Genomic DNA, 20,333 nt, shown 5'->3' on the forward strand with positions numbered 1-20,333 from the left:
CATTCCGTCACGCGGGCCTCGATCTCCGCCGACGGCACGACGCGCAACGGCGGGGCGGGAGGCGTATCGGGCGCGCGCAATGCGGTGGGCAGCGGAGTCGCGGCCGTCTGGCCGGGCGTGCCCCCAGCGCAGGAACTGAGCAGAAGCACGAGCGGCGCCAGCCGGGACAGGACGGTGTGGCGGCGTGGTGGGCGGTGGTGATGTGTGCGGAGCATGGACGTCTTTTATGAAGATCGGACGATCGTGGCGTGGGCAGCCGATACGATCCAGCGTTGCGCGTCCGGCGGCAAGAGAGCAACCGGCAGATCGCCCCCGCGTCGGGCGGCGGGTCAGGTCACGCTGTGCCACACCTCGCCGCCACCGCGCACGATAAGCTCGATGGCCACACCCAGCACGATGAGCAGACCGATCCACCCGATCCAGCGGAAGCGTTCCAGCAGGCGCGCGATCAGTTCGGCGGCCAGACCCATCAGCACGACCGACAGCGCCAGTCCCGTGACCAGAACCCAGGGATGGCCGATTGCGGCCCCTGCGACGGCCAGCACGTTGTCCAGGCTCATGGACAGGTCGGCCACGATGATGCGGATGATGGCCGAGCGCAGGTCGGGCGGCGGCGCGCCGACGGCGGACGCGTCATGGCTTGCGCGCATCTCCCGGAACATCCGGTAGCACACCCACAGCAGCAGAAGGCCGCCGGCCAGCGTCAGGCCGATGACGGCCAGAAGGCGCGTCGCCACCAGCGCGAGCAGCACGCGGATCAGGGCCGCGCCGATCACGCCGGCCAGAATAGCGATGCGGCGCGGGCGCGCCGGCAGACCCCGAACAGCCAGCCCCACGACGATCGCATTGTCGCCGGCCAGAGTGATGTCGATGGCCACGACCTTCAGAAGGGCCAGAATGGCGGCGGTGTCGAACGGCAACAGGGGCATACTTTCGTGTCAGGTGCGCCAAACTAGGGCGAGGACCCCTCGTGCCGCAATATCCGGCGCGACGCGGGCTGAGAAATGGGCTAGAGGGGGCCCGACGCCGGCGCCTGCCCGCAGTGCCGGTCCGCCTCGACCGAACAGCACAGGAAGCGAACACGCCCATGGTCCCGCGCTACACCCGACCCGTCATGGCCGCCATCTGGGCGCCCGAGAACCGTTACCGTATCTGGTTCGAGATCGAGGCCCTGGCCTGCGAGGCGATGGCCGACTACGGCGCGATCCCCAAGGAGGCCGCCCGGACGATCCGCACGAACGGCGACGCCGCCATGGCCGCGTTTTCCGACGCCGATATCGCCCGCATCGACGAGATCGAGGCGACGACCCGCCACGACGTCATCGCCTTCCTGACCTGGCTGGCCGAGAAGGTCGGACCCGACAGCCGCTTCGTGCATCTGGGGATGACGTCGTCGGATGTGCTCGACACCTGTTTCTCGGTGCAGTTGAAGCAAGCGGCCGATCTTTTGCTCGAAGATCTGGACATGCTGCTCGCGGCGCTGCGGGCACGTGCGTTCGAACACAAGTACACGCTGACCATCGGCCGCAGCCACGCGATCCATGCCGAGCCGACCTCGTTCGGGCTCAAGCTCGCCGGGCACTACGCCGAGTTCGCGCGCAACCGCGAGCGCCTTGTGGCCGCACGCGCCGAAATCGCGACCTGCGCGATCTCCGGCGCGGTCGGTACCTTCGCCCATGTCGATCCGCGCGTGGAGACCTTCGTGGCCGAACGCCTCGGGCTGGCCGCCGAGCCGGTGTCGACGCAGGTGATCCCCCGCGACCGCCATGCGGCGTTCTTCTGCACCCTGGCGGTCATCGCCAGCGGCATCGAACGTCTGGCCACCGAGGTCCGTCATCTCCAGCGTTCGGAAGTGCGCGAGGCGGAAGAGTTCTTCCATCCTGGGCAGAAGGGCTCGTCGGCCATGCCGCACAAGCGCAACCCGGTACTGTCGGAAAACCTGACCGGGCTTGCGCGTCTGGTGCGCTCTCACGCGATTCCGGCGCTGGAGAACGTCGCGCTGTGGCATGAGCGCGACATCAGCCATTCCTCGGTGGAGCGCAACATCGGACCGGATGCAACGATCGGGCTTGATTTCGCCCTCGCGCGTCTGTCGGGGATGATGGAAAAGCTGGTCGTCTATCCCGAGCAGATGCTGGCGAACATGGAGAGCCTCGGCGGGGTCGTTCATTCGGGCGAGGTTCTGCTGGCACTGGCGCGTTCGGGCATCTCGCGCGAGGACGCCTATCGGATCGTGCAGCACAACGCGATGGCGACGTGGACCAATCTGGGTAAACCCGGCGGCCGCACCTTCCGCGAGAACCTGGACGCTGACCCGGACGTCGCGGGCCGGGTGCCGGCCGATGTTCTGGACGCGGCGTTCGACGCGCGCATGCATCTCGGGGCGCTCGACCACGTGTTCACCCGCGTGTTCGGCGAGGCGGGACCCGCCGCCTAACTTCTATCCTCGCGGGGCAAAGGCTGCTATGACCGCCCCGCGAACTTCGGGCCGTTTCGGTCGATCACGTTGAGACGACAGGTAAGGATGAGAATGGCACGCCGCCGCCAGCTGTACGAGGGTAAAGCGAAGATCCTGTTCGAAGGACCGGAGCCCGGCACGATCGTACAATACTTCAAGGACGATGCCACGGCCGGGAATGGCGCGAAGAAAGGCATCATCACCGGCAAGGGCGTGCTGAACAATCGCATCAGCGAACACCTGATGCTGCGCCTGCACGATATCGGGATCCCGACCCATTTCATCCGTCGCCTGAACATGCGCGAGCAGCTGGTGCGTGAGGTGGAGATCATCCCGCTGGAGGTCGTGGTGCGCAACATCGCCGCGGGTTCGCTGGCCAAGCGGCTGGGCATCCCCGAGGGGACGCGCCTGCCGCGCTCGATCATCGAGTATTATTACAAGAACGACAGCCTCAACGACCCGATGGTGTCCGAAGAGCACATCACCGCGTTCGGCTGGGCCAACGTTCAGGATCTGGACGACATGGCGGCACTCGCCCTGCGCACGAACGATTTCCTGATGGGCGTGTTCATCGGAGTCGGTATCCAGCTTGTGGACTTCAAGCTGGAATTCGGGCGCCAGTGGGAAAACGAGGACATGCGCATCGTCCTGGCCGACGAGATTTCGCCCGACAACTGCCGCCTGTGGGACGCCAAGACGAGCGAGAAGCTCGACAAGGACCGGTTCCGCCGCGATCTCGGCAAGGTCGAGGAAGCCTATCAGGAAGTGGCGCGACGACTGGGCATTCTGCCCGAGGCCGGGAACGGCGACATGAAGGGACCGGAGGTCATGCAATGAAGGTTCGGGTGACGGTCATGCTCAAGGACGGCGTCCTCGACCCGCAGGGCAAAGCCATTGCACATGCGTTGCATGTTCTCGACTTCGGTTCGGTCGGCGAGGTACGTGCCGGTCGCGTGATCGAACTGGAGATCGCCGAGACCGATGCCGACAAGGCCCGCGCGCAGGGTGACGCCATGGCCCGCGCGCTGCTGGCCAATCTGGTGATCGAGGATTTCACGGTCGAGGTGGTGGCATGAAACGAATTGTCCTCGCCCTCGCGCTGACGGCCTGTGCCGCCACGCCCGCTCTGGCGCAACGCGTCTCGCCGCTGACCGCGGGAAAGTTCGTGCAGATCTGCTCGCGTCAGGCCGGCGCCCAGATTTGCGACGCGTATATCTCGGGCATTGCCGACGCCGGTGCTCTGTCGAAGGTGAGCGCCAAAAACGAGGGCGACGCAGGCGCCATCGCCGGTTTCTGCATCCCCAACGCGACCACGGGTGCGGAAATGCGCGCCAAGGTCGTGACGTGGCTACGGGGGCATGACTCCGTGCTCGGCGCGCCGGTCGGCGAGGGGGTCTTCGCGGCCCTTCACGATGCGTGGCCCTGCGGCGCTGCCAAATGAAGGCCGGGATCGTCGTCTTCCCCGGGACCAACCGGGAACGGGACATGGCCATCGCCCTGAAAAGGGTGACGGGGCAGGCGCCGGCGATGCTCTGGCATCGTGATACGACGCTGCCGAAACTCGATCTGATCGTGTTGCCCGGCGGCTTCAGCCACGGCGACTACCTGCGGTGCGGCGCCATGGCGGCGCACGCGCCCCTGATGGCCGAAGTGCGGGCGTTCGCGGCGGCTGGCGGCCATATCCTGGGCGTCTGCAACGGGTTCCAGATCCTGACCGAAGCCCAGATTCTGCCGGGTGCTTTGCTGCGCAACGCGAACCTGCGTTTCCTGTCGCAGGACTGCCACTTGCGGGTCGAGCGCGCGGACACCGCGTTTACGCGGCTGTGGGCCAAGGGGGACGTGTTCCGCACCCCGATGGCGCATGGCGACGGCAACTACGTGGCCGACCCGGCGACGATCGAGCGCCTCGAAGGCGAAGGGCGGGTGGCGTTTCGCTATGCTCGCCCCGATGGCACGGTCGCCGCGGACGATCAGGCGCACAATCCGAACGGCAGCCTGAACGCCATCGCGGGTGTGTTCAGCGAGAATTTGCGTATCTGCGGCATGATGCCCCATCCGGAGGATCTGGTCGATCCGCTGATGGGGGGCGAGGACGGAAAACCGCTGTTCGCGGGACTTGTGGAGGCTCTTGGCCGGTGAGCAACGCTGGACAGAAAACCGTCGACGAAGCACTGGCCCGCGAATTCGGGCTGACCGCCGACGAATATGGTAACGTCCTGTCGATCATGGGCCGTACGCCAAGCCTGACCGAACTGGGCATCTTCTCGGTCATGTGGTCGGAGCACTGCTCCTACAAATCGTCACGCGTGTGGCTCAAGACACTGCCGACGACGGCGCCGTGGGTCATTCACGGACCGGGCGAGAACGCGGGTGTCGTTGATATCGGACAGGGACTGGCAGCCATCTTCAAGATGGAGAGCCACAATCACCCGTCCTTCATCGAGCCCTATCAGGGTGCGGCAACCGGCGTCGGCGGCATCCTGCGCGACGTGTTCACCATGGGCGCGCGTCCAGTCGCAAATCTTAACGCGCTGCGTTTTGGCGATCCGGCCAATCCGCAGACGCGCCGCATCGTCGATGGCGTGGTGCGGGGTGTTGGCGGCTACGGCAACTGCGTCGGCGTGCCCACCGTGGGTGGTGAGGTCAATTTCCATCCGTCCTACGATGGCAATCCGCTGGTCAATGCCATGACGGTCGGGGTCGCGCGTCAGGACCGGATTTTCCTCTCTGCCGCGGCGGGGCTCGGCAATCCGGTGATCTATGTCGGCTCCAGCACGGGGCGCGACGGTATTCACGGTGCCACCATGTCGTCGTCGGAGTTTGACGAGGACGCGTTGGCCAAGCGCCCGACCGTTCAGGTCGGCGACCCGTTCGTCGAAAAACTGCTGATCGAGGCGTGTCTGGAACTGATGGCGACCGATGCGATCGTCGCCATTCAGGATATGGGTGCTGCGGGTCTCACGTCGTCGTCGGTCGAAATGGCCGGCAAGGGCGGGGTGGGCATCGATCTCGACCTGGATGCGGTGCCGCAGCGCGAGCGCGGCATGTCGGCCTACGAGATGATGCTGTCGGAAAGTCAGGAGCGCATGCTGATGGTGCTGCGCCCGGACCGCACGGACGTCGCACGCACCATTTTCGAAAAGTGGGAACTCGAGTTCGCGGTCATCGGTCATCTGACCGACACCGGCCGCATCGTCGTACGCCACAAGGGCGCGGTCGAGGCCGACATTCCGCTGGCGCCGCTGGCTGATCAGGCGCCACTGTATCACCGCCCCACCGCGCCCAGCCCGGCGCCGGCACCGCTGGGTCCGGTCACGGATCCGGTCGGCACCGAGCGCGCGTTGATGCATCTCATCGGCAGTCCCGACATCGCGTCGCGCGCCTGGGTCTACAACCAGTATGACAGCACGGTGGGTGGCCAGACAGTGCGTCGTCCGGGCTCCGCCGATGCCGCCATCGTCAAGATCGACGACACGTCGATCGGTCTGGCGCTGACCACGGATTGTACGCCCCGCTATTGCCGGGCGGACGCCCGTACGGGCGGGGCGCAGGCGGTGGCGGAGGCGTGGCGCAACATCACCGCGACCGGAGCACGGCCGCTTGCCGTGACGGACAACCTGAACTTCGGCAATCCGGAGAAACCCGAGGTCATGGGGCAGTTTGCCGCCGCGATCGAGGGTATGGGCGACGCCTGCCGCGCGCTCGACTTCCCGGTCGTCAGCGGGAACGTGTCGCTCTACAACGAGACCCGGACGCCCGACGGCACCACCACCGCGATCCTGCCGACGCCCGCCATTGGTGGTCTGGGTGTTCTGGAGGACGTTAGCCAGGCCATCGGCTACGGAATGCAGGATGACTGCGACCTGATCCTGGTGGGTGAAACGCGGGGTGAACTGGGTCAGTCGCTGTGGCTGCGCGAGATCCATGGCCGCGAGGATGGGGCGCCGCCCGTGGTCGATCTGGCCGCCGAGCGAGCCAACGGCGACTTCGTACGGGCGCACATTCTCGGTGGCGACATCGTGGCGTGTCACGACGTCTCCGATGGTGGCGTGTTGGTCGGATTGGCGGAAATGGTGATGGCGGGCGGCGTCGGCTGCACGCTGGTCGCACCGCAGTCGGGCATGCGGCCCGAAGCCTTCTGGTTCGGCGAAGACCAGGCCCGTTACATCGTCGCGGTCCGGAAGGGTGAGACATTCCTTTCCGCTGCCCAGGCCGCCGGGATTGCCGCACGCCCGCTTGGCGAAAGTGGGGGTGACGGTTTGACATTGCCGCAGGGCGGCACAATATCGATCGCACGCTTGCGTTCAGCGCACGAGGCGTTTTTCCCCGCCCTGATGGACCGCTGAGCGCAGGACGCAGGAGAACCGAACCATGCCCATGAGCGCCGCCGAAATTGAAGGTTTTATTCGCACCGCGCTGCCCGATGCGGAGGTCACGGTGGAGGATCTCGCCGGAGATGGCGACCACTACGCGTGCAAGGTCGTCAGCGAGGCATTTCGCGGCGTATCGCGGGTCAAGCAACACCAGATGGTCTATGACGCGTTGCAAGGTCGCATGGGCGGCGCGCTTCATGCTCTTGCAGTCCAGACCTCGACGCCCTGAGCGGCGTCTTTCGAATTTGTGACAGGAACCCGTCTCATGGCAGACACCATTCAGCAGCGTATCCAGAACCAGATCGACGCCAACCCCGTCATGCTGTTCATGAAGGGCGACGCGATGTTCCCACAGTGCGGTTTCTCCGCGCGCGTGGTGCAGATCCTCAACCATTCCGGCGTGCCGTTCACCACCGCCAATGTGCTGGAAGACCCCGAACTGCGCGACGGGATCAAGAGCTTCTCGAACTGGCCCACCATTCCGCAGCTATACGTCAAGGGGGAGTTCGTCGGCGGCTGCGACATCGTGACCGAGATGTTCCAGAGTGGTGAACTCGAGACTCTGCTGGCCGACAAGGGCATCGCCACCAAGGCGGCCTGACTGCTGGCCGCGCGCCTGAGGAAAGATGCCGCCCCCGCTCGGGGCGGCATTTTTTTTGCGCCCTTCGCGCGAAGTGCTTGCTCTGCGGCCCAAGTTGTTTCTAAATCGCAGCACTTTCAGAGCGGATCGGGAAAAAACATGGCGCGACGTACGATGCGTAAGGCCACGCTTCTTGTGGCCGGCTTCGGATTTGCCGGAATGGCCTGCAGTTCACACGCGGCGCATGCCCAGCGCTCTCCCATCACGGATATGGAAGCGAGCCGTCTGACGCTGGATGCTCTGACCGCTGTCCCGGTCGAACATCACGTCGCCTATCGTCGCGTGGCCGCACATACGTCGTCGCGCAACGCGGCAACGGTACGCGCGCATGCTATCGCGACGCATGGCCGCGCGGAGGTGAGAGAGGTCGTCTATCATCCACACACCGCATCCCACGCGATCAAGCGGAAGACGCGTCATCGCACCTGACGGGTCAACGAACCGTCAGATTTCCCGAAAGGCGTCTGCGATTCGTCGCATGGCGCCTTTTTTGTCGACCGTCACCACATCGAAGCGCACGCTTCCGATGGTCTCGACCTCGTGTTGTGCAAGCCAGTGACGCGCCGCTTCGACCAGGCGCGCCTGTTGCGCGGGACCAAGGGCGAACGCGGCCTCCTCAGCGCTTTGACGCGCCTTGACCTCGATGAAGGCCAGCGTCGTGCCATACGTGGCGATGATGTCGATCTCGCCGCCCGCCATACGGACGCGGCGGTCCAGGATCGTCCACCCCTCCCTTGCCAGGGCGTTGGCCACACGCTCTTCGGCGCGGGCGCCACGACGATAGGCGAGAGCCCCTCGCGCCGGGCGATCGAGACGTGTGAAGCGGGACACGGAGCCTTTCCCCCATCTTGTGCTGGCGAACGAGTTTGTATCTCTTGAAGGTTAATGCGGCGTGGACAGTCCCGTCCGCGTGGCTTTCCGCCGAGCACCCGATCATGATTTTCCACCATGCACTCGACTATCTCATGCTGGCGGGACGGATCGCGCTTGCCGTGGCCGTGACGCTGCATGTGCTGCGGACCAAGCGCGACACGTCGGCCTCTATCGGATGGATCGGCATCGCCTGGATGATGCCGATCCTTGGCAGTGGCCTGTACGTGATGTTCGGCGTCAACCGCGTTCGACGTCTGGCCCGTAAGCTGGTGCGGCATCATCACTGGAACGCCGCCGCCACACCGGGCGAGCACAAATTCAAGGTGGAGGGTTCACTGGCGCCGCTGGCCCTGATGGTCGGCAAGCTGACCGAACGGCCGATCCTGCGCGGCAATCTGGTGCGTATGCTGCACGATGGTGATGAGGCCTATCCCCAGATGCTGGCCGCCATCGGAGAGGCACGGACATCGGTCCTGTTGTGTTCCTATATTTTTCGTGGCGACGCGATCGGGCAACAGTTCGTCGATGCGTTGATCGCGGCGCACCGGCGTGGGGTCATGGTGCGCGTTCTGGTCGACGGGATCGGGTCTGGGTATCTGCGCTGTCCCGTCGCGCGCGCGCTGGGCGCGGGTGGGGTGCCCTGCGGGCGGTTCATGCATTCCGTGTGGCCATGGCGCATGCCCTTCATCAACCTGCGTAATCACCGGAAAATTCTGGTGGTCGACGGGATGCTGGGTTTCATGGGCGGCCTGAATATCGGCCAGGAGAATGTTCTGCGTCTAAAAACGCATGAACCGGTCGCCGACACCCATTTCAGGCTCGAAGGGCCCGTCGTCCGGCAATTGACCGAGGCTTTCGTTCGCGACTGGTCTTTTACGAAGGCCGAAGACCTCAGCGGGGAGGCGATCTATCCCGCCCTGACCCCGCGCGGTGAAGCGCCTGCTCGTATCGTGACTGCCGGGCCCGATGCCGATCTGGAAAAAATCGAATACGCGATGCTGCAGGCGATCTCCCTGTCGCGGCGTTCGGTGCGCCTGATGACGCCGTATTTCCTGCCTGATGATCGTTTCACGACAGAACTGGCACTGGCGTCGATGCGTGGGGTGGAGGTCGATATCGTCGTCCCCGCGCGCAGCAACCACGTCGTCATCGACTGGGCCCGCGATGCCGGGTTCAAGCCACTGCTGGATGCCGGGTGCCGCGTGTGGCTCGCGCGGGCGCCGTTCAACCATTCGAAACTGATGTGCGTCGATCGCGAGTGGAGTTTTGTCGGTAGCTCAAACCTGGACATTCGCAGCCTGCGCCTGAATTTCGAGATCAATCTCGAAGTGTACGACGAGGCGCAGACCCAGCGGATCGACGGGTTCATTTGCGAGCATCGGCACAAGCGCCTGACGCACCACGACCTCGACAATCGTTCGACCCTGGTCAAGCTCCGCGACGCGAGCGCGCGCCTTATGCAGCCCTATTTGTGAAGGCGCAGGATAACGGAAATCGGGAGATGATCGGAGGCGAAACGCTGCAGCACGTGCCGCTCGACGCAATCCAGACCGCGCGTCAGGCAACGATCGAGCCGGATCGGTACGACGTCCGCCATGCGATGTGTGGGCGAGCGCGGGCCTGAGTCGCGAAAGCCCGGGACCAGTGCCGGGCCGACCAGGTTGAAATCGCCCAGGACCGCGGCATTGACCGGCAGGAGCTGAGCGATCCAGCGCAGTTGTCGCCGATTCAGGACCTGACCATGCGACAGATGGACGTTGGCGACGGCAAAGCGCCCGCAATCGACGATCTGCGCGACCCGCCGGACGATCGTCCCGGAGGGCAGGGCGCAGGTGACGGGTGGTCGGACGAAGGGCTCGGGGCTCCAGCAGGCGACACCATGGATACGACCGGGCAGAGGGCTGCGCGCGTAATGGCCGCCGACCAGATCCTGGAGGCGGTCGATGTCGGTCGTTGCCTCCTGCATCAGCAACAGGTCCGGACGTTCGTCGGTGATCAGGCTGGCGACGTCGTGGGCCGTGGCGCCCGTCCGCCGCAGCAGGTTCCAACTGATGATGTGAAATCCCGTCTGGCGATTGACCGTACGGCCCGGAGAGCGCGGGCGAAGGCCGCTGGACAGAGGATTCATGAGAGGGATTGCATGGTCTGGACAGCGGTTGTGTCAAGACCTTCGCCGGCATGGCTGGTCATCGGCGTGCCCCCACGGCGGTACGATGGGCCGCGAACTCGCTGATCAGCGTATAACCGAGCCCTAGCAGGACCGGACCGAGAAAGATCCCAAGTCCGCCGAATGCGACGACACCGCCCAGCACGCCCAACACGGTCAGCAGATACGGAAGCTGGGCGCCGCGTGCGATGAACATCGGCCGGATAATATGATCGGCGCCGGAGATGGCGACGACACCGAACAGGGCCAGAAGGATACCCTTGACCAGGTGGTGCGTGGCGACCAGCCAGATCGCTGCGGGGGCCCAGACGATTGGCGCGCCGATCGGCAGGACCGACAGGAACGCCGCCAACGCGCCGAGCAACACGGCGCCGGGAAAGCCAGCCAGCGCCAGAGCGAGGCCTGTCAACAGTCCCTGGACGATCGCGGTGCCCAGAATACCGTAGACCGTGCCTTTGACCGTGCTGCTGATCAGGCGGAGCAGCCGGTCGCCGTAGGGGCCCGCGATACGGCGGATCACGGCAGCCGACGTCGCGCCGAGCCCGTCACCGCTCAGCCAGAAGAAGAACGCGATAAACAGCGCCATGACGAGGTGCAGAGCACCGTTGGCCACCTGCATGAGAATGACGAGGCCCGAACGCGCGATCCGGCCGGCGTAGGGCTCCATCGTCTGCCCCAGGGCCCCGAGATCATTGCCCCAGCGTGTCCAGTGCGTTTCGATCGCATGGCCCAGAAGCGGCATATGGGCAATTCGGTCGGGCAGGGGCGGCAGACGAAGGTCCTGGCTGAACAGGGCCGACACGGTCTCGATCGTGTCGGGTGCGTCGGCGATGGCCGCCGACGTGATCAGCACCAGCGGCAGCACGATTCCCAAGGCACAGATCACCGTCAGGATCAGCGCGGCGACGACGGGGCGGACGCGTTTGCGCAGGGCGGTGAAGACCGGCCAGGTGACGAAGCTCAGGATCGCCGCCCACAGGATGGCGGACACGAAGGGACTGAGAACCAGAAAACACCCGTAGGCGACAGCGCCGATCAGGATGCCCATCATGATGCGTTCGATCATGATACGAAGACGGCCATGGGGTCTGACGGGGTGGGGACGTCGATCATGGTGACACCCTGCCACGCGGAACGACTTTGCGCGACCGCGCCGTGGGGGCGGCCCGACGTGCCCCGATCGCTCTGGCGCGTGACCGGATAGGGTGCGATGCTCGGCGCCCCACGGTGAACAGCAAGACAGTATGCGATGATGAACGCCCCCCTGATATCAGCCGAGTCCCTGAAACGCTGCCTCGCCGAGTCCGATCTCGTCGTCGTGGATGCCACGACGCTTTTGCCCGGCGAGAGTTTCGACCCTGCCGCCGCGTTCGAGGCCGCGCATATCCCCGGGGCCCGGCGCTTCGAGGTCGACGGGTTTTCCGATCCGGACACGGCGCTGCCTCATATGGTGCCCTCGCAAGGCCGCTTTGCGCGCGCGTTCGCGGCCCTCGGCGTCACGAACGCGAGCCGGGTCGTGGTGTACGACCAGACGGGTGTTGCCTCCGCCAGCCGTGCCTGGTGGTTGATGCGTCTGTTCGGTCACGATGCGGTTCAGGTGCTCGACGGCGGATTTCCGGCATGGCAGACCGCTGGGGGGGAGACCGAGAGTGGCCCGCCGCCCACGGCGACGAAGGGTCACTACGTTGCCGCGCCGCGTTTCCACCGGCTGGCCGGTATGGGCGATATGCTCGGTTATGTCCGCGATGGGTCGGCAACGATTCTGGATGCTCGGGGGCTGGCGCGTTTCACCGCCGACGTGGCCGAGCCGCGTCCGGGCGTGCGCGGCGGCCATATGCCGGGCGCGCGTTGTGTCCCCTATCAGACCGTTCTGGATGCGCATCAGTGTTTCCGGAGCCCGGACGAGTTGCGCGCCCTGTTTGGCGAAAAGGGCGTTCGTGAGGATCGACCGGTGGTCACGACCTGCGGTTCGGGCCTAACGGCCTCTGTTCTGGCGCTGGCCCTCGAGCTTGCAGGCTTCGATCATGCCGCACTGTATGACGGGTCGTGGGCGGAGTGGGGCAGCGCCACGGACACGCCGGTCGAGACGGGAGGCGCGGCATGAGCGCGGCGGACGATCCGGACGCGCGGGCCGTCTCGTCCGGCTGGTCCGCCCTGGCCACGCGTCTGGTTCAGGCCGGTCGCCCGGAAACGCTGGATGAGGCCGGCAGTCTGGTCAATGCGCCGGTCAGCCGGGGATCGACCATCCTGTTTCCATCCATCGACGCCATGCAGTCGACCGGCCGACGGAAATACGATCACGTGCCGATCTATGGGGCGATGGGGTCGGACAGCCAGCATCGTCTCGAAGACGCGATTGCGGCGGTCGAGGGTGGCACGCACGCGCAGGTCGTCTCGTCCGGTCTGGCGGCCTGCACTACGGCGCTGCTGACGTTTCTTTCAGCGGGCGATCACTGCCTGATCCCGGACAGTGTCTACGGCCCGACCCGCCGTTTCGCGTCCACGATGCTGCGTCGCCTTGGGATCGAGACGAGCTACTACCCCCCGCTTGCCACCGGCGAGGAGATACGGTTGCTGCTGCGTCCCAACACGACGGTCGTCTTTGCCGAAAGCCCCGGCAGCCACACGTTCGAGGTGCAGGACGTGCCGATGCTCGCCAATCTTGCGCATGAGCATAGGGCCTTGCTGCTGCTGGACAATACGTGGGGCATCGGGGCGTTCCAGCCGTTCGCCCATGGCGTCGACGTCTCGATCCAGGCATTGACCAAGTATCCCGCGGGTCACTCCGACGCCATCATCGGCGCGATTACGGTTGCGCAGGAACCTCTGTGGCACCGGCTGCGCGACAGCGCCATCCAGTTGGGCCAGCTGGCCGGCCCAGACGAGTGCTGGCTGACGCTGCGTGGTCTGCGGACCATGGGCGTGCGCCTGGAGCGTCAGTCGCGCAGCGCCTTGACCGTCGCGCGGTGGCTGACGACGCGACCCGAAGTCGCGCGCGTGCTGCATCCGGCCCTGCCGGACTGTCCAGGGCACGCGATATGGCAACGTGATTTTACAGCCGCGAGCGCGCTGTTCGGTGTCGTGCTGCGCCCGGACTACGGCGCGCGTGCGATGGGGGACATGATCGACGCCCTGGCAATGTTCGGCCTGGGGGCTTCGTGGGGCGGCTATGAAAGTCTCGTGCTGCCGACCACGGACGGCATCGTGCGCTCGACCGCGGGCTCCGGGCTCGAGGGGCCCGCGTTTCGCCTCCATATTGGACTGGAGGATCCGGCCGACCTGATCGACGATCTCAAAGGTGGATTCGCGGTCCTGCAGGAATCCAGTCTGGGCTGATACCCTTACGCGGAGCGGGTCGAGGCCCGGTGGCGGAAGCTCAGCGCTTCGGCCAGATGGTCGGGGCGCACCTCCTGACAGGCGGCCAGATCGGCGATCGTGCGCGCGACCCGGAACAGCCGCGTAAAGCCACGGGCCGAGAGACCGAATCGGCCTCCAGCGTCCTCGGCCAGTGTTCGGGCGGCCGCCGTCATCTCGAAGGAATCGGGCGACGCGTGTGCGTTGCACAGATCGGGGTGCCGGGCATATTGCCGCGCGCGGGCCGCCTCGACGCGAGCACGCACGAGGGCGCTCGTCTCACCGGGCGGGCTGCGCAGGAACTCGGCCGGTGTGGCGGCCGTGACTGGCACGACGAGATCGAGCCTGTCCATGAGGGGGCCGGAGATACGCGCCTGATAGTCCGTGCCGCACCGGGTGATCCGGCTGCACTGCCGCTCCGGATCACCCAGATACCCGCAGCGACAGGGGTTCATGGCCGCCACGAGCTGGAAGCGGGCGGGATAGGTGACGTGCGCTCGGGCGCGCGCGATCGTCATGCGCCCCGTTTCCAGCGGTTGGCGCAACGACTCAAGACAGGCGCGCGAGAACTCCGGCAGTTCATCGAGAAACAGGACGCCGTGATGGGCGAGGCTGACGTCCCCGGGTCTTGCCCTGGCACCCCCGCCCACCAGCGCCGGAAGCGATGCCGAGTGATGCGGATCACGAAAGCTCGGGCGACGGATCGGGTAGCCATCCGGAAGCGCATTGGCGGCGCTGTGGATGCGCGTGACCTCGAGCACCTGTGCCGCTGTCAGGTCCGGCAGTATGCCCGGCAGCCGTGCGGCCAGCATGGACTTGCCGGCACCCGGCGGTCCCGACAGCAGCAACGAGTGGCCACCCGCGGCTGCAATCTCCAGAGCTCGGCGTGCGACCGCCATGCCGCGCACGTCGCTGAGATCGGGCTGTGGCGGCACGGGCCTGAGGGCTGGCAGTTCCACGGGCGCCAGCACCTGCGTGCCCCGAAAGTGATTGATCAGCGCCTGAAGATCAGGGGGCGCCAGCACGTCGATGTGCTCGCCCGCCCATCGTGCCTCGCTGCCCTGTGGCCCGGGACAGATAAGTCCCAGACCGTCCTCGGCCGCGCCGATCGCCGCGGACAGGACGCCGGACACCGGATTGAGCGTGCCGTCCAGAGACAGTTCGCCGACCGCGGCAAAGCGGCTGCACTGTTCGTGCGACACGACGCCCATGCCGGCAAGCAGAGCCAGCGCGATCGGCAGATCGAAATGCGACCCCTCCTTCAACAGATCGGCGGGGACGAGATTGATCAGGATGCGTTTGGGTGGAAGCGCCAGACCCATGGCAGTGAGGGCGGCGCGCACGCGTTCGCGTGCCTCGCCCACCGCCTTGTCCGCCAGGCCGACGATCAGAAACGCGGGCAGGCCATTGGCGATCTGCACCTCGACACCGACCGGAACGGCGTCGATGCCCGCGAACGCGAAGCTCTGGACCCGCGTGATGCTCATGCCGAAAATCGGGTGGTGAGGTGGCACAGCATGATCGTCCTTTCGTCTGTCAGGACGATCATGCTGTAAGTTCATTGATGAACGGTTAACATCGACGATCTGTCCGTCAACGTTAACGGCCCCGCGTCAGACCTGCTGGTAGAGCAACCGGGCCCGGATGGTGCACTCCAGCGCGCGCAGACGATCGAGGATACGATCCTCCCGACCACGGTCGCGACCGGTATCCGCCTCGACCACGACATACCCGAGCTCGCCCTGCGTTTGCAGATATTGCGCGGTCACGTTGCAGTCTTCCGACGAGAAGATCTCATTGATCTGGCGCATGATGCCGGGAACGTTGCGATGGACGTGCATGAAGCGCGTTCCACGCGGGCTCTCGGGCAACTGGACCGGCGGGAAGTTCACGGCACCGAGGGTGGAGCCGATATCGGAGTATTCGACCAGCTTGCGCGCGACCTCAACGCCGATCCGCTCTTGCGCTTCGGCTGTCGAGCCGCCGATGTGCGGTGACAGGATGACGTTGTCGAGCCCCTGCAGTGGAGACGTGAACCGCTCGGACGCGCCTTTCGGCTCGACCGGAAAGACGTCGACCGCCGCGCCCAGAAGGTGGCCGCTTTTCAGTGCGTCGGCCAGAGCGTCCAGATCGACGACGGTCCCGCGCGCATTGTTCAATAGGAACGAGCCCGGCTTCATCGCCGCGATCTGCTCCGCGCCGATCAGATTCCGAGTGCCGTCCGTCTGCGGCACGTGCAGCGTCACCACGTCGCTCTGGCCGAGCAGTTCGTTCAGCGATGCGACGGGCGTCGCGTTCCCATGGGGCAGCTTGTCGATCAGGTCGTAGTAGATCACGCGCATACCGAAGGCCTCGGCCAGTACCGACAACTGCGACCCGATCGAGCCATAGCCCACGATACCCAGCGTCTTGCCGCGCACTTCCCAGCTGTTCGTGGCGGACTTGTCCCACCCGCCCTGGTGGCAGGCGGCGGACTTCGGAACGATACGGCGCATCAGCATCACGACCTCGCCCATCACCAACTCGGCGACGGAACGTGTGTTGCTGAACGGCGCGTTGAAGACGGGAATGCCTTCGTTGCGCGCATGTTCAAGGTCGACCTGGTTCGTGCCGATGCAAAAGCACCCGACCGCCATGAGACGATCGGCCGCGCGCAGCATCTCTGCGGTCAGTTGCGTCCGTGACCGGATGCCGACGATGTGCGTGCCCTCAAGGGCCTCGCGCAGGGCATCGCCCTCGAGTGCCTTCGGCAGGCGGACGACGTTCTCGTAACCGTTGGCACGGAGGAACGCGACCGCACTGTCGTGGATGCCCTCCAGAAGCAGGATACGGATCTTGTCCTTGGGCAGCGACAGTTGGGCAGTCATCATCTCGGCTCCGGTGTCGATCGGGAAGCGATGCCCTATCCGATCGGCGCGGAAATTTCCAGACCTGCCGTATACACCCGTGCCGGTCGCCGCCCCTCAGCCGCGCGACAGCAGAGCCGTCGCCGGGGCAAGCAGCGCCGGATCTCCGACCGCCAGGACGGACCCGTCGCCCTGTGCGGACAGGGGCGCGCCGCTCCAGTCCGTGATGCGGCCGCCAGCGCCCTCCACCACTGGCACAAGCGCCGCCCAGTCCCATATCTTCATCCCGCATTCCGCGACGACGTCCACATGCCCAAGCGCAAGCAGCCCGTAGGTGTAGCAATCCCCCCCCCATGTGGTGCGGCGTGTGGCGCCCTGAAGCGAGGGCCAGTGCGCCGACGGTGCGGCGGCCAGCATTTCCGGCGACGTGCACGACAGTTCCGCGGCGTCGAGGTGCGGGCACGGACGGGTCTGGGCGCGCTCATCCCCCCACGGCCCGCGATAGCGCGTGGCAGCACCCGAGACACCGATCCAGCGTTCGCCTGTCATCGGCTGATCGATCACCCCGAGGACCGGGCGCCCCTCGTGCAACAAGGCGATCAGCGTGCCGAAGCTCGGCCGGCCGGTGACAAAGGCGCGCGTGCCGTCGATCGGGTCCAGAACCCAGCACCAGGAGGCCTCGGGGCGCTCATGGCCGAATTCTTCGCCCAGAATCCCGTGGTCGGGCAGACGCTCGGCAATGACGGCGCGAAGGGCACGTTCGGCGGTGCGGTCGGCAATCGTGACCGGGCTGTCGTCGGACTTGTCGTCGACGGCGAGGCGCGACCGAAACAGGGGCCGGATGACAGCACCCGCCACGTCCGCCGCGGCTTCCGCGACCTTGAGAAAACGCTCGGAATCGAAAGTCGTCATGGCGCGGCCCTGTCATGCAGCGTGGCGAGAAAAGCAACGATGTTGGCGCGGTCGGCCGCCGACGGGACGCCGGGAAACGCCATGCGTGTCTCCGCCACCATTGCGCGCGGATCGGTAATCCAGTGATCGAGACGGTCCGCGCTCCAGACACCGCCGATCGTCTTGATCCCGTCGGAATACGCAAACCCGGCGACACTGGCCGGGGCTCGGCCCACGACGCCGTACAGGGGCGGCCCCATCATCACCGGGCCGTCCTTGTCGAAGCTGTGGCACATGGCGCACATCTGCTGCGCGGTCGCCTTTCCGGCCGCCGCGTCGCCCGCCACGACATGTTCGGCGGCGAGGGGGGAAGGCGATGGCGGCACAGGTGACGCCGGCGCGGCGGGGGCGTCCTTCAGTGTGTCGAGAAACGCGATCAGGTCGGCGCGGTCGGAGTCCGAATCGATCCCCCCGAAACCCATCCGCGTCCCGGGCGCGTAGTCCGACGGGGATTTGAGCCACGTCGACAGGGTCTGGTCGTCGAACACCTCGTTCCTGTGGGCGGTCAGGGCGGCCGAGAACGTGTAACCGGGCACGTCGGCGACGTGGGTGCCTGCGACCCCCCACAGCGCCGGGCCAACCATCGAGGCGCCCCCGCGCTCGAGAGTGTGGCAGGCGGAACACAGGGCGTCGGCCAGCTGTTCGCCGTGGGCGCGATCGGCGTGCGCAGCCCGCACGGGGACATCAGGCGCCTTGGTCGCGCTAGGGGCGGTATCCGACGGCAGCGGGAAGGCGGGCTTGCCCGGACGGCTGTCCGGAAACATCAGATTGGCCGCGACGCCCGACAGGATGAAAGCCCCGCCGGCGACAACGACGGCTGCGGCGAAGCGATTGAGAAACCTGATGGTCATCGGAGCGGGGTGGTTCCTGTCGTGAGTTGCATGACGGTACCACCTTATCTAGACTGGTGCGGAATTCGTGTGAAGCGCGTCCGGTCTCGCTTTCGCCATATGTTCCGACCCATCGAGTAACCGACCAGACACGCGCCGCGATGCCCCCCCTGATCATCATTCCCGCCCGGATGGCGTCCACGCGCCTGCCAGGCAAGCCTCTAGCCGATATCGCCGGTCGCCCCATGATCGTTCATGTTGCCGATCGCGCGCGCGCCGCGGCCCTTGGGGAGGTCGTCGTCGCGGCGGCCGAGCCGGAGATCGCGGCCGCCGTTGAAGCCGCCGGCGTGCGCGTCGTGCTGACCGATCCCGCTCTTCCATCCGGTTCGGACCGCGTGCATGCGGCTGCTGAGGCGGTCGATCCGCACGGGCGGCACACCGTGATCATCAACCTCCAGGGCGACCTGCCGGTGTTCGACCCGTCCGATCTGCGCCAGGCCCTCGTGGCGCTTGACGGCAGCGACGCCGATGTGGGCACGATCGCCGCCCCGATCCGGGACGCGGACGAGGCCGCAAGCCCTTCGGTGGTCAAGATCGCCTGCGCGTTGCAGCCCGAGGATATCGGCACGGACCGGGCCGTTCGTGCGCTGTATTTCTCGCGTTCGTCCATACCCGCCAATACCGGCCCTCTCTGGCACCATGTCGGCGTGTACGCCTGGCGCCGGTCTGCCTTGCGCCGTTTCGTGACCCTGCCGCCCAGCACACTGGAACGGCGCGAAAGTCTGGAACAGCTGCGCGCGCTTGAAGACGGGATGAGCGTCGGCTGCGCGGCGATCGCGAACGCGCCGTTTGGCGTCGATACGCCCGCCGATCTTGAGCGCGCGCGACGCGCCCTGGCGGCGTCATGACCGACGACGCGAGCATTCCGGGCGACGCACCCATCATCGCGTTTCAGGGTCTTCCGGGCGCGTATTCCGAGATGGCGTGCCGGGGGGCGCGTCCTCGGTGGCGCACGCTGCCCTGCGCCACGTTCGCGCAGGCGATCGACGCGGTGCATGAAGGTCGTGCGGATCAGGCGATGCTGGCTTGTGAAAACACTCTGGCGGGACGCGTGCCCGATATCCATGCGCTTCTGCCTCAGGCGGGTCTGCATATCGTGGGCGAGCATTTCCAGCGGGTGGAGCATTGCCTGCTGGGCGTTCCGGGCGCGCGGATCGGCGACATACGGCGCATTCTGACCCATCCGGTGGCCATGGCGCAGGTGCGCGATGTGGTGCGGGAACTCGGGGCCGAGCCGGTGACGGTCTTCGATACGGCCGGTGCGGCCGAGATGGTCGCGCACGCCGCCGACCCCCGCGACGCTGCCGTCGCGTCCGAACTCGCGGCCGAGTTGTATGGCCTTGATATCCTGCGTCGGAATATCGAAGACGCATCGCACAACACCACGCGGTTCTATATCGCCTCGCGCGAACCCGTGCGGCCACCGGTCGGTCCCGACGTCATGACGACGGTCCTGTTCCGGGTGAGCAACACGCCCGGCGCGCTCTACAAGGTTCTCGGCGGTTTCGCCACCAACGGTATCAACATGACGCGCCTCGAGAGCTACATGACCGAGGGCTCTTTCGCGGCCACTCAGTTCATGCTCGACGTCGAAGGTCATCCCGACGAGCCCGCTCTCGCGCGCGCCCTGAGTGAACTGACCTTCTTCGCCCGCGACTATCTTCTGCTGGGCGTCTATCCGGCGTCCCCGTTCCGAAAACGTGGCACGGCCGTCTGAGACGGGCCGGAAAAGATTTCGTCCTTTATGGCGACCATGGGTCGCCCTATGAACGCAGAAGACG

Annotated in this window: 23 protein-coding genes; 14 read left to right on the forward strand and 9 right to left on the reverse strand. The window is 66.2% G+C overall.

Annotated elements, in window-relative coordinates; genetic code table 11:
* Nucleotides 1–215 (reverse strand): hypothetical protein (locus tag HUK82_RS00465; RefSeq protein WP_218061478.1); only part of this gene is annotated, 215 nt, incomplete at its 3' end.
* Nucleotides 216–329: 114 nt separating this feature from the next.
* Complete coding sequence (locus HUK82_RS00470) at nucleotides 330–929, reverse strand: YjbE family putative metal transport protein (RefSeq protein ID WP_176612066.1); 600 nt, start codon at nucleotides 927–929, stop codon at nucleotides 330–332.
* A 158-nt stretch (nucleotides 930–1,087) separates the two neighbouring features.
* On the opposite strand from HUK82_RS00470, the gene purB reads away from it, so the two are divergent.
* From purB to HUK82_RS00515, 9 genes are all read left to right on the forward strand, one after another.
* Nucleotides 1,088–2,437 (forward strand): adenylosuccinate lyase, encoded by a 1,350-nt coding sequence (gene purB / locus HUK82_RS00475; RefSeq protein ID WP_176612067.1) that lies wholly within the window; start codon nucleotides 1,088–1,090, stop codon nucleotides 2,435–2,437.
* A 93-nt stretch (nucleotides 2,438–2,530) separates the two neighbouring features.
* On the forward strand, nucleotides 2,531–3,295 hold the full coding sequence (purC, locus tag HUK82_RS00480) for a phosphoribosylaminoimidazolesuccinocarboxamide synthase (RefSeq protein ID WP_176612068.1): 765 nt from the start codon (nucleotides 2,531–2,533) through the stop codon (nucleotides 3,293–3,295).
* A complete protein-coding gene (gene purS, locus HUK82_RS00485; RefSeq protein WP_176612069.1) occupies nucleotides 3,292–3,534 on the forward strand; it encodes a phosphoribosylformylglycinamidine synthase subunit PurS in 243 nt (80 codons plus the stop codon). The genes purC and purS overlap by 4 nt, the downstream gene beginning before the upstream one ends.
* Nucleotides 3,531–3,899 carry a Rap1a/Tai family immunity protein gene (locus HUK82_RS00490; protein WP_176612070.1) on the forward strand — a complete coding sequence of 123 codons (369 nt, stop codon included), beginning with the start codon at nucleotides 3,531–3,533 and terminating at the stop codon, nucleotides 3,897–3,899. Before purS ends, HUK82_RS00490 begins: the two co-directional genes overlap by 4 nt.
* Entirely contained in the window at nucleotides 3,896–4,597 is a 702-nt protein-coding gene (gene purQ / locus HUK82_RS00495; RefSeq protein WP_176612071.1) for a phosphoribosylformylglycinamidine synthase subunit PurQ, read from the forward strand. The genes HUK82_RS00490 and purQ overlap by 4 nt, the downstream gene beginning before the upstream one ends.
* Nucleotides 4,594–6,804 carry a phosphoribosylformylglycinamidine synthase subunit PurL gene (gene purL, locus HUK82_RS00500; protein ID WP_176612072.1) on the forward strand — a complete coding sequence of 737 codons (2,211 nt, stop codon included), beginning with the start codon at nucleotides 4,594–4,596 and terminating at the stop codon, nucleotides 6,802–6,804. Before purQ ends, purL begins: the two co-directional genes overlap by 4 nt.
* 25 nt (nucleotides 6,805–6,829) lie before the next feature.
* Complete coding sequence (locus HUK82_RS00505) at nucleotides 6,830–7,060, forward strand: BolA family protein (protein WP_176612073.1); 231 nt, start codon at nucleotides 6,830–6,832, stop codon at nucleotides 7,058–7,060.
* Nucleotides 7,061–7,096: 36 nt separating this feature from the next.
* Nucleotides 7,097–7,432, forward strand: a complete 336-nt coding sequence (grxD, locus tag HUK82_RS00510) for a Grx4 family monothiol glutaredoxin (RefSeq protein ID WP_176612074.1) — start codon at nucleotides 7,097–7,099, stop codon at nucleotides 7,430–7,432.
* 138 nt (nucleotides 7,433–7,570) lie between these two features.
* Entirely contained in the window at nucleotides 7,571–7,900 is a 330-nt protein-coding gene (locus HUK82_RS00515; RefSeq protein ID WP_246495003.1) for a hypothetical protein, read from the forward strand.
* A gap of 15 nt (nucleotides 7,901–7,915) precedes the next feature.
* Here HUK82_RS00515 and HUK82_RS00520 read toward each other — a convergent pair whose 3' ends face one another.
* Nucleotides 7,916–8,302, reverse strand: a complete 387-nt coding sequence (locus tag HUK82_RS00520) for a YraN family protein (RefSeq protein ID WP_176612075.1) — start codon at nucleotides 8,300–8,302, stop codon at nucleotides 7,916–7,918.
* A 104-nt stretch (nucleotides 8,303–8,406) separates the two neighbouring features.
* Between HUK82_RS00520 and HUK82_RS00525 the strand changes: the two genes are divergently transcribed.
* Complete coding sequence (locus tag HUK82_RS00525) at nucleotides 8,407–9,819, forward strand: phospholipase D-like domain-containing protein (protein WP_176612076.1); 1,413 nt, start codon at nucleotides 8,407–8,409, stop codon at nucleotides 9,817–9,819.
* On the opposite strand, the gene HUK82_RS00530 is transcribed toward HUK82_RS00525, so the two are convergent.
* Nucleotides 9,810–10,472, reverse strand: coding sequence for an endonuclease/exonuclease/phosphatase family protein (locus HUK82_RS00530; RefSeq protein WP_176612077.1), 663 nt, complete (start codon nucleotides 10,470–10,472; stop codon nucleotides 9,810–9,812). The genes HUK82_RS00525 and HUK82_RS00530 overlap by 10 nt on opposite strands.
* A 58-nt stretch (nucleotides 10,473–10,530) precedes the next feature.
* The gene (locus tag HUK82_RS00535) at nucleotides 10,531–11,577 is read right to left on the reverse strand and encodes an AI-2E family transporter (protein WP_176612078.1); all 1,047 of its coding nucleotides are present in this window, start codon (nucleotides 11,575–11,577) and stop codon (nucleotides 10,531–10,533) included.
* 183 nt (nucleotides 11,578–11,760) lie between these two features.
* Here HUK82_RS00535 and HUK82_RS00540 point away from each other — a divergent pair, with 183 nt between their 5' ends.
* Nucleotides 11,761–12,615, forward strand: coding sequence for a sulfurtransferase (locus HUK82_RS00540; RefSeq protein WP_176612079.1), 855 nt, complete (start codon nucleotides 11,761–11,763; stop codon nucleotides 12,613–12,615).
* A complete protein-coding gene (metC, locus tag HUK82_RS00545; protein ID WP_176612080.1) occupies nucleotides 12,612–13,847 on the forward strand; it encodes a cystathionine beta-lyase in 1,236 nt (411 codons plus the stop codon). The genes HUK82_RS00540 and metC overlap by 4 nt, the downstream gene beginning before the upstream one ends.
* A 5-nt stretch (nucleotides 13,848–13,852) precedes the next feature.
* Here metC and HUK82_RS00550 read toward each other — a convergent pair whose 3' ends face one another.
* From HUK82_RS00550 to HUK82_RS17265, 4 genes are all read right to left on the reverse strand, one after another.
* The gene (locus tag HUK82_RS00550; protein WP_176612081.1) at nucleotides 13,853–15,352 is read right to left on the reverse strand and encodes a YifB family Mg chelatase-like AAA ATPase; all 1,500 of its coding nucleotides are present in this window, start codon (nucleotides 15,350–15,352) and stop codon (nucleotides 13,853–13,855) included.
* A 126-nt stretch (nucleotides 15,353–15,478) separates the two neighbouring features.
* Nucleotides 15,479–16,732 carry a phosphoglycerate dehydrogenase gene (serA, locus tag HUK82_RS00555; RefSeq protein ID WP_176612121.1) on the reverse strand — a complete coding sequence of 418 codons (1,254 nt, stop codon included), beginning with the start codon at nucleotides 16,730–16,732 and terminating at the stop codon, nucleotides 15,479–15,481.
* Nucleotides 16,733–16,828: 96 nt separating this feature from the next.
* Entirely contained in the window at nucleotides 16,829–17,623 is a 795-nt protein-coding gene (hisN, locus tag HUK82_RS00560; RefSeq protein ID WP_176612082.1) for a histidinol-phosphatase, read from the reverse strand.
* The gene (locus HUK82_RS17265) at nucleotides 17,620–18,513 is read right to left on the reverse strand and encodes a c-type cytochrome (protein WP_176612083.1); all 894 of its coding nucleotides are present in this window, start codon (nucleotides 18,511–18,513) and stop codon (nucleotides 17,620–17,622) included. The genes hisN and HUK82_RS17265 overlap by 4 nt, the downstream gene beginning before the upstream one ends.
* Before the next feature lie 140 nt (nucleotides 18,514–18,653).
* Here HUK82_RS17265 and HUK82_RS00570 point away from each other — a divergent pair, with 140 nt between their 5' ends.
* Both HUK82_RS00570 and HUK82_RS00575 read left to right on the forward strand, forming a co-directional pair.
* On the forward strand, nucleotides 18,654–19,400 hold the full coding sequence (locus HUK82_RS00570; RefSeq protein WP_176612084.1) for a 3-deoxy-manno-octulosonate cytidylyltransferase: 747 nt from the start codon (nucleotides 18,654–18,656) through the stop codon (nucleotides 19,398–19,400).
* Nucleotides 19,397–20,269 (forward strand): prephenate dehydratase, encoded by an 873-nt coding sequence (locus HUK82_RS00575; protein WP_176612085.1) that lies wholly within the window; start codon nucleotides 19,397–19,399, stop codon nucleotides 20,267–20,269. Before HUK82_RS00570 ends, HUK82_RS00575 begins: the two co-directional genes overlap by 4 nt.
* The last annotated feature ends 64 nt before the right edge of the window (nucleotides 20,270–20,333 follow it).

It is taken from the genome of Ameyamaea chiangmaiensis (assembly GCF_013376175.1).
In the GTDB taxonomy this organism is placed as follows: domain Bacteria; phylum Pseudomonadota; class Alphaproteobacteria; order Acetobacterales; family Acetobacteraceae; genus Ameyamaea; species Ameyamaea chiangmaiensis.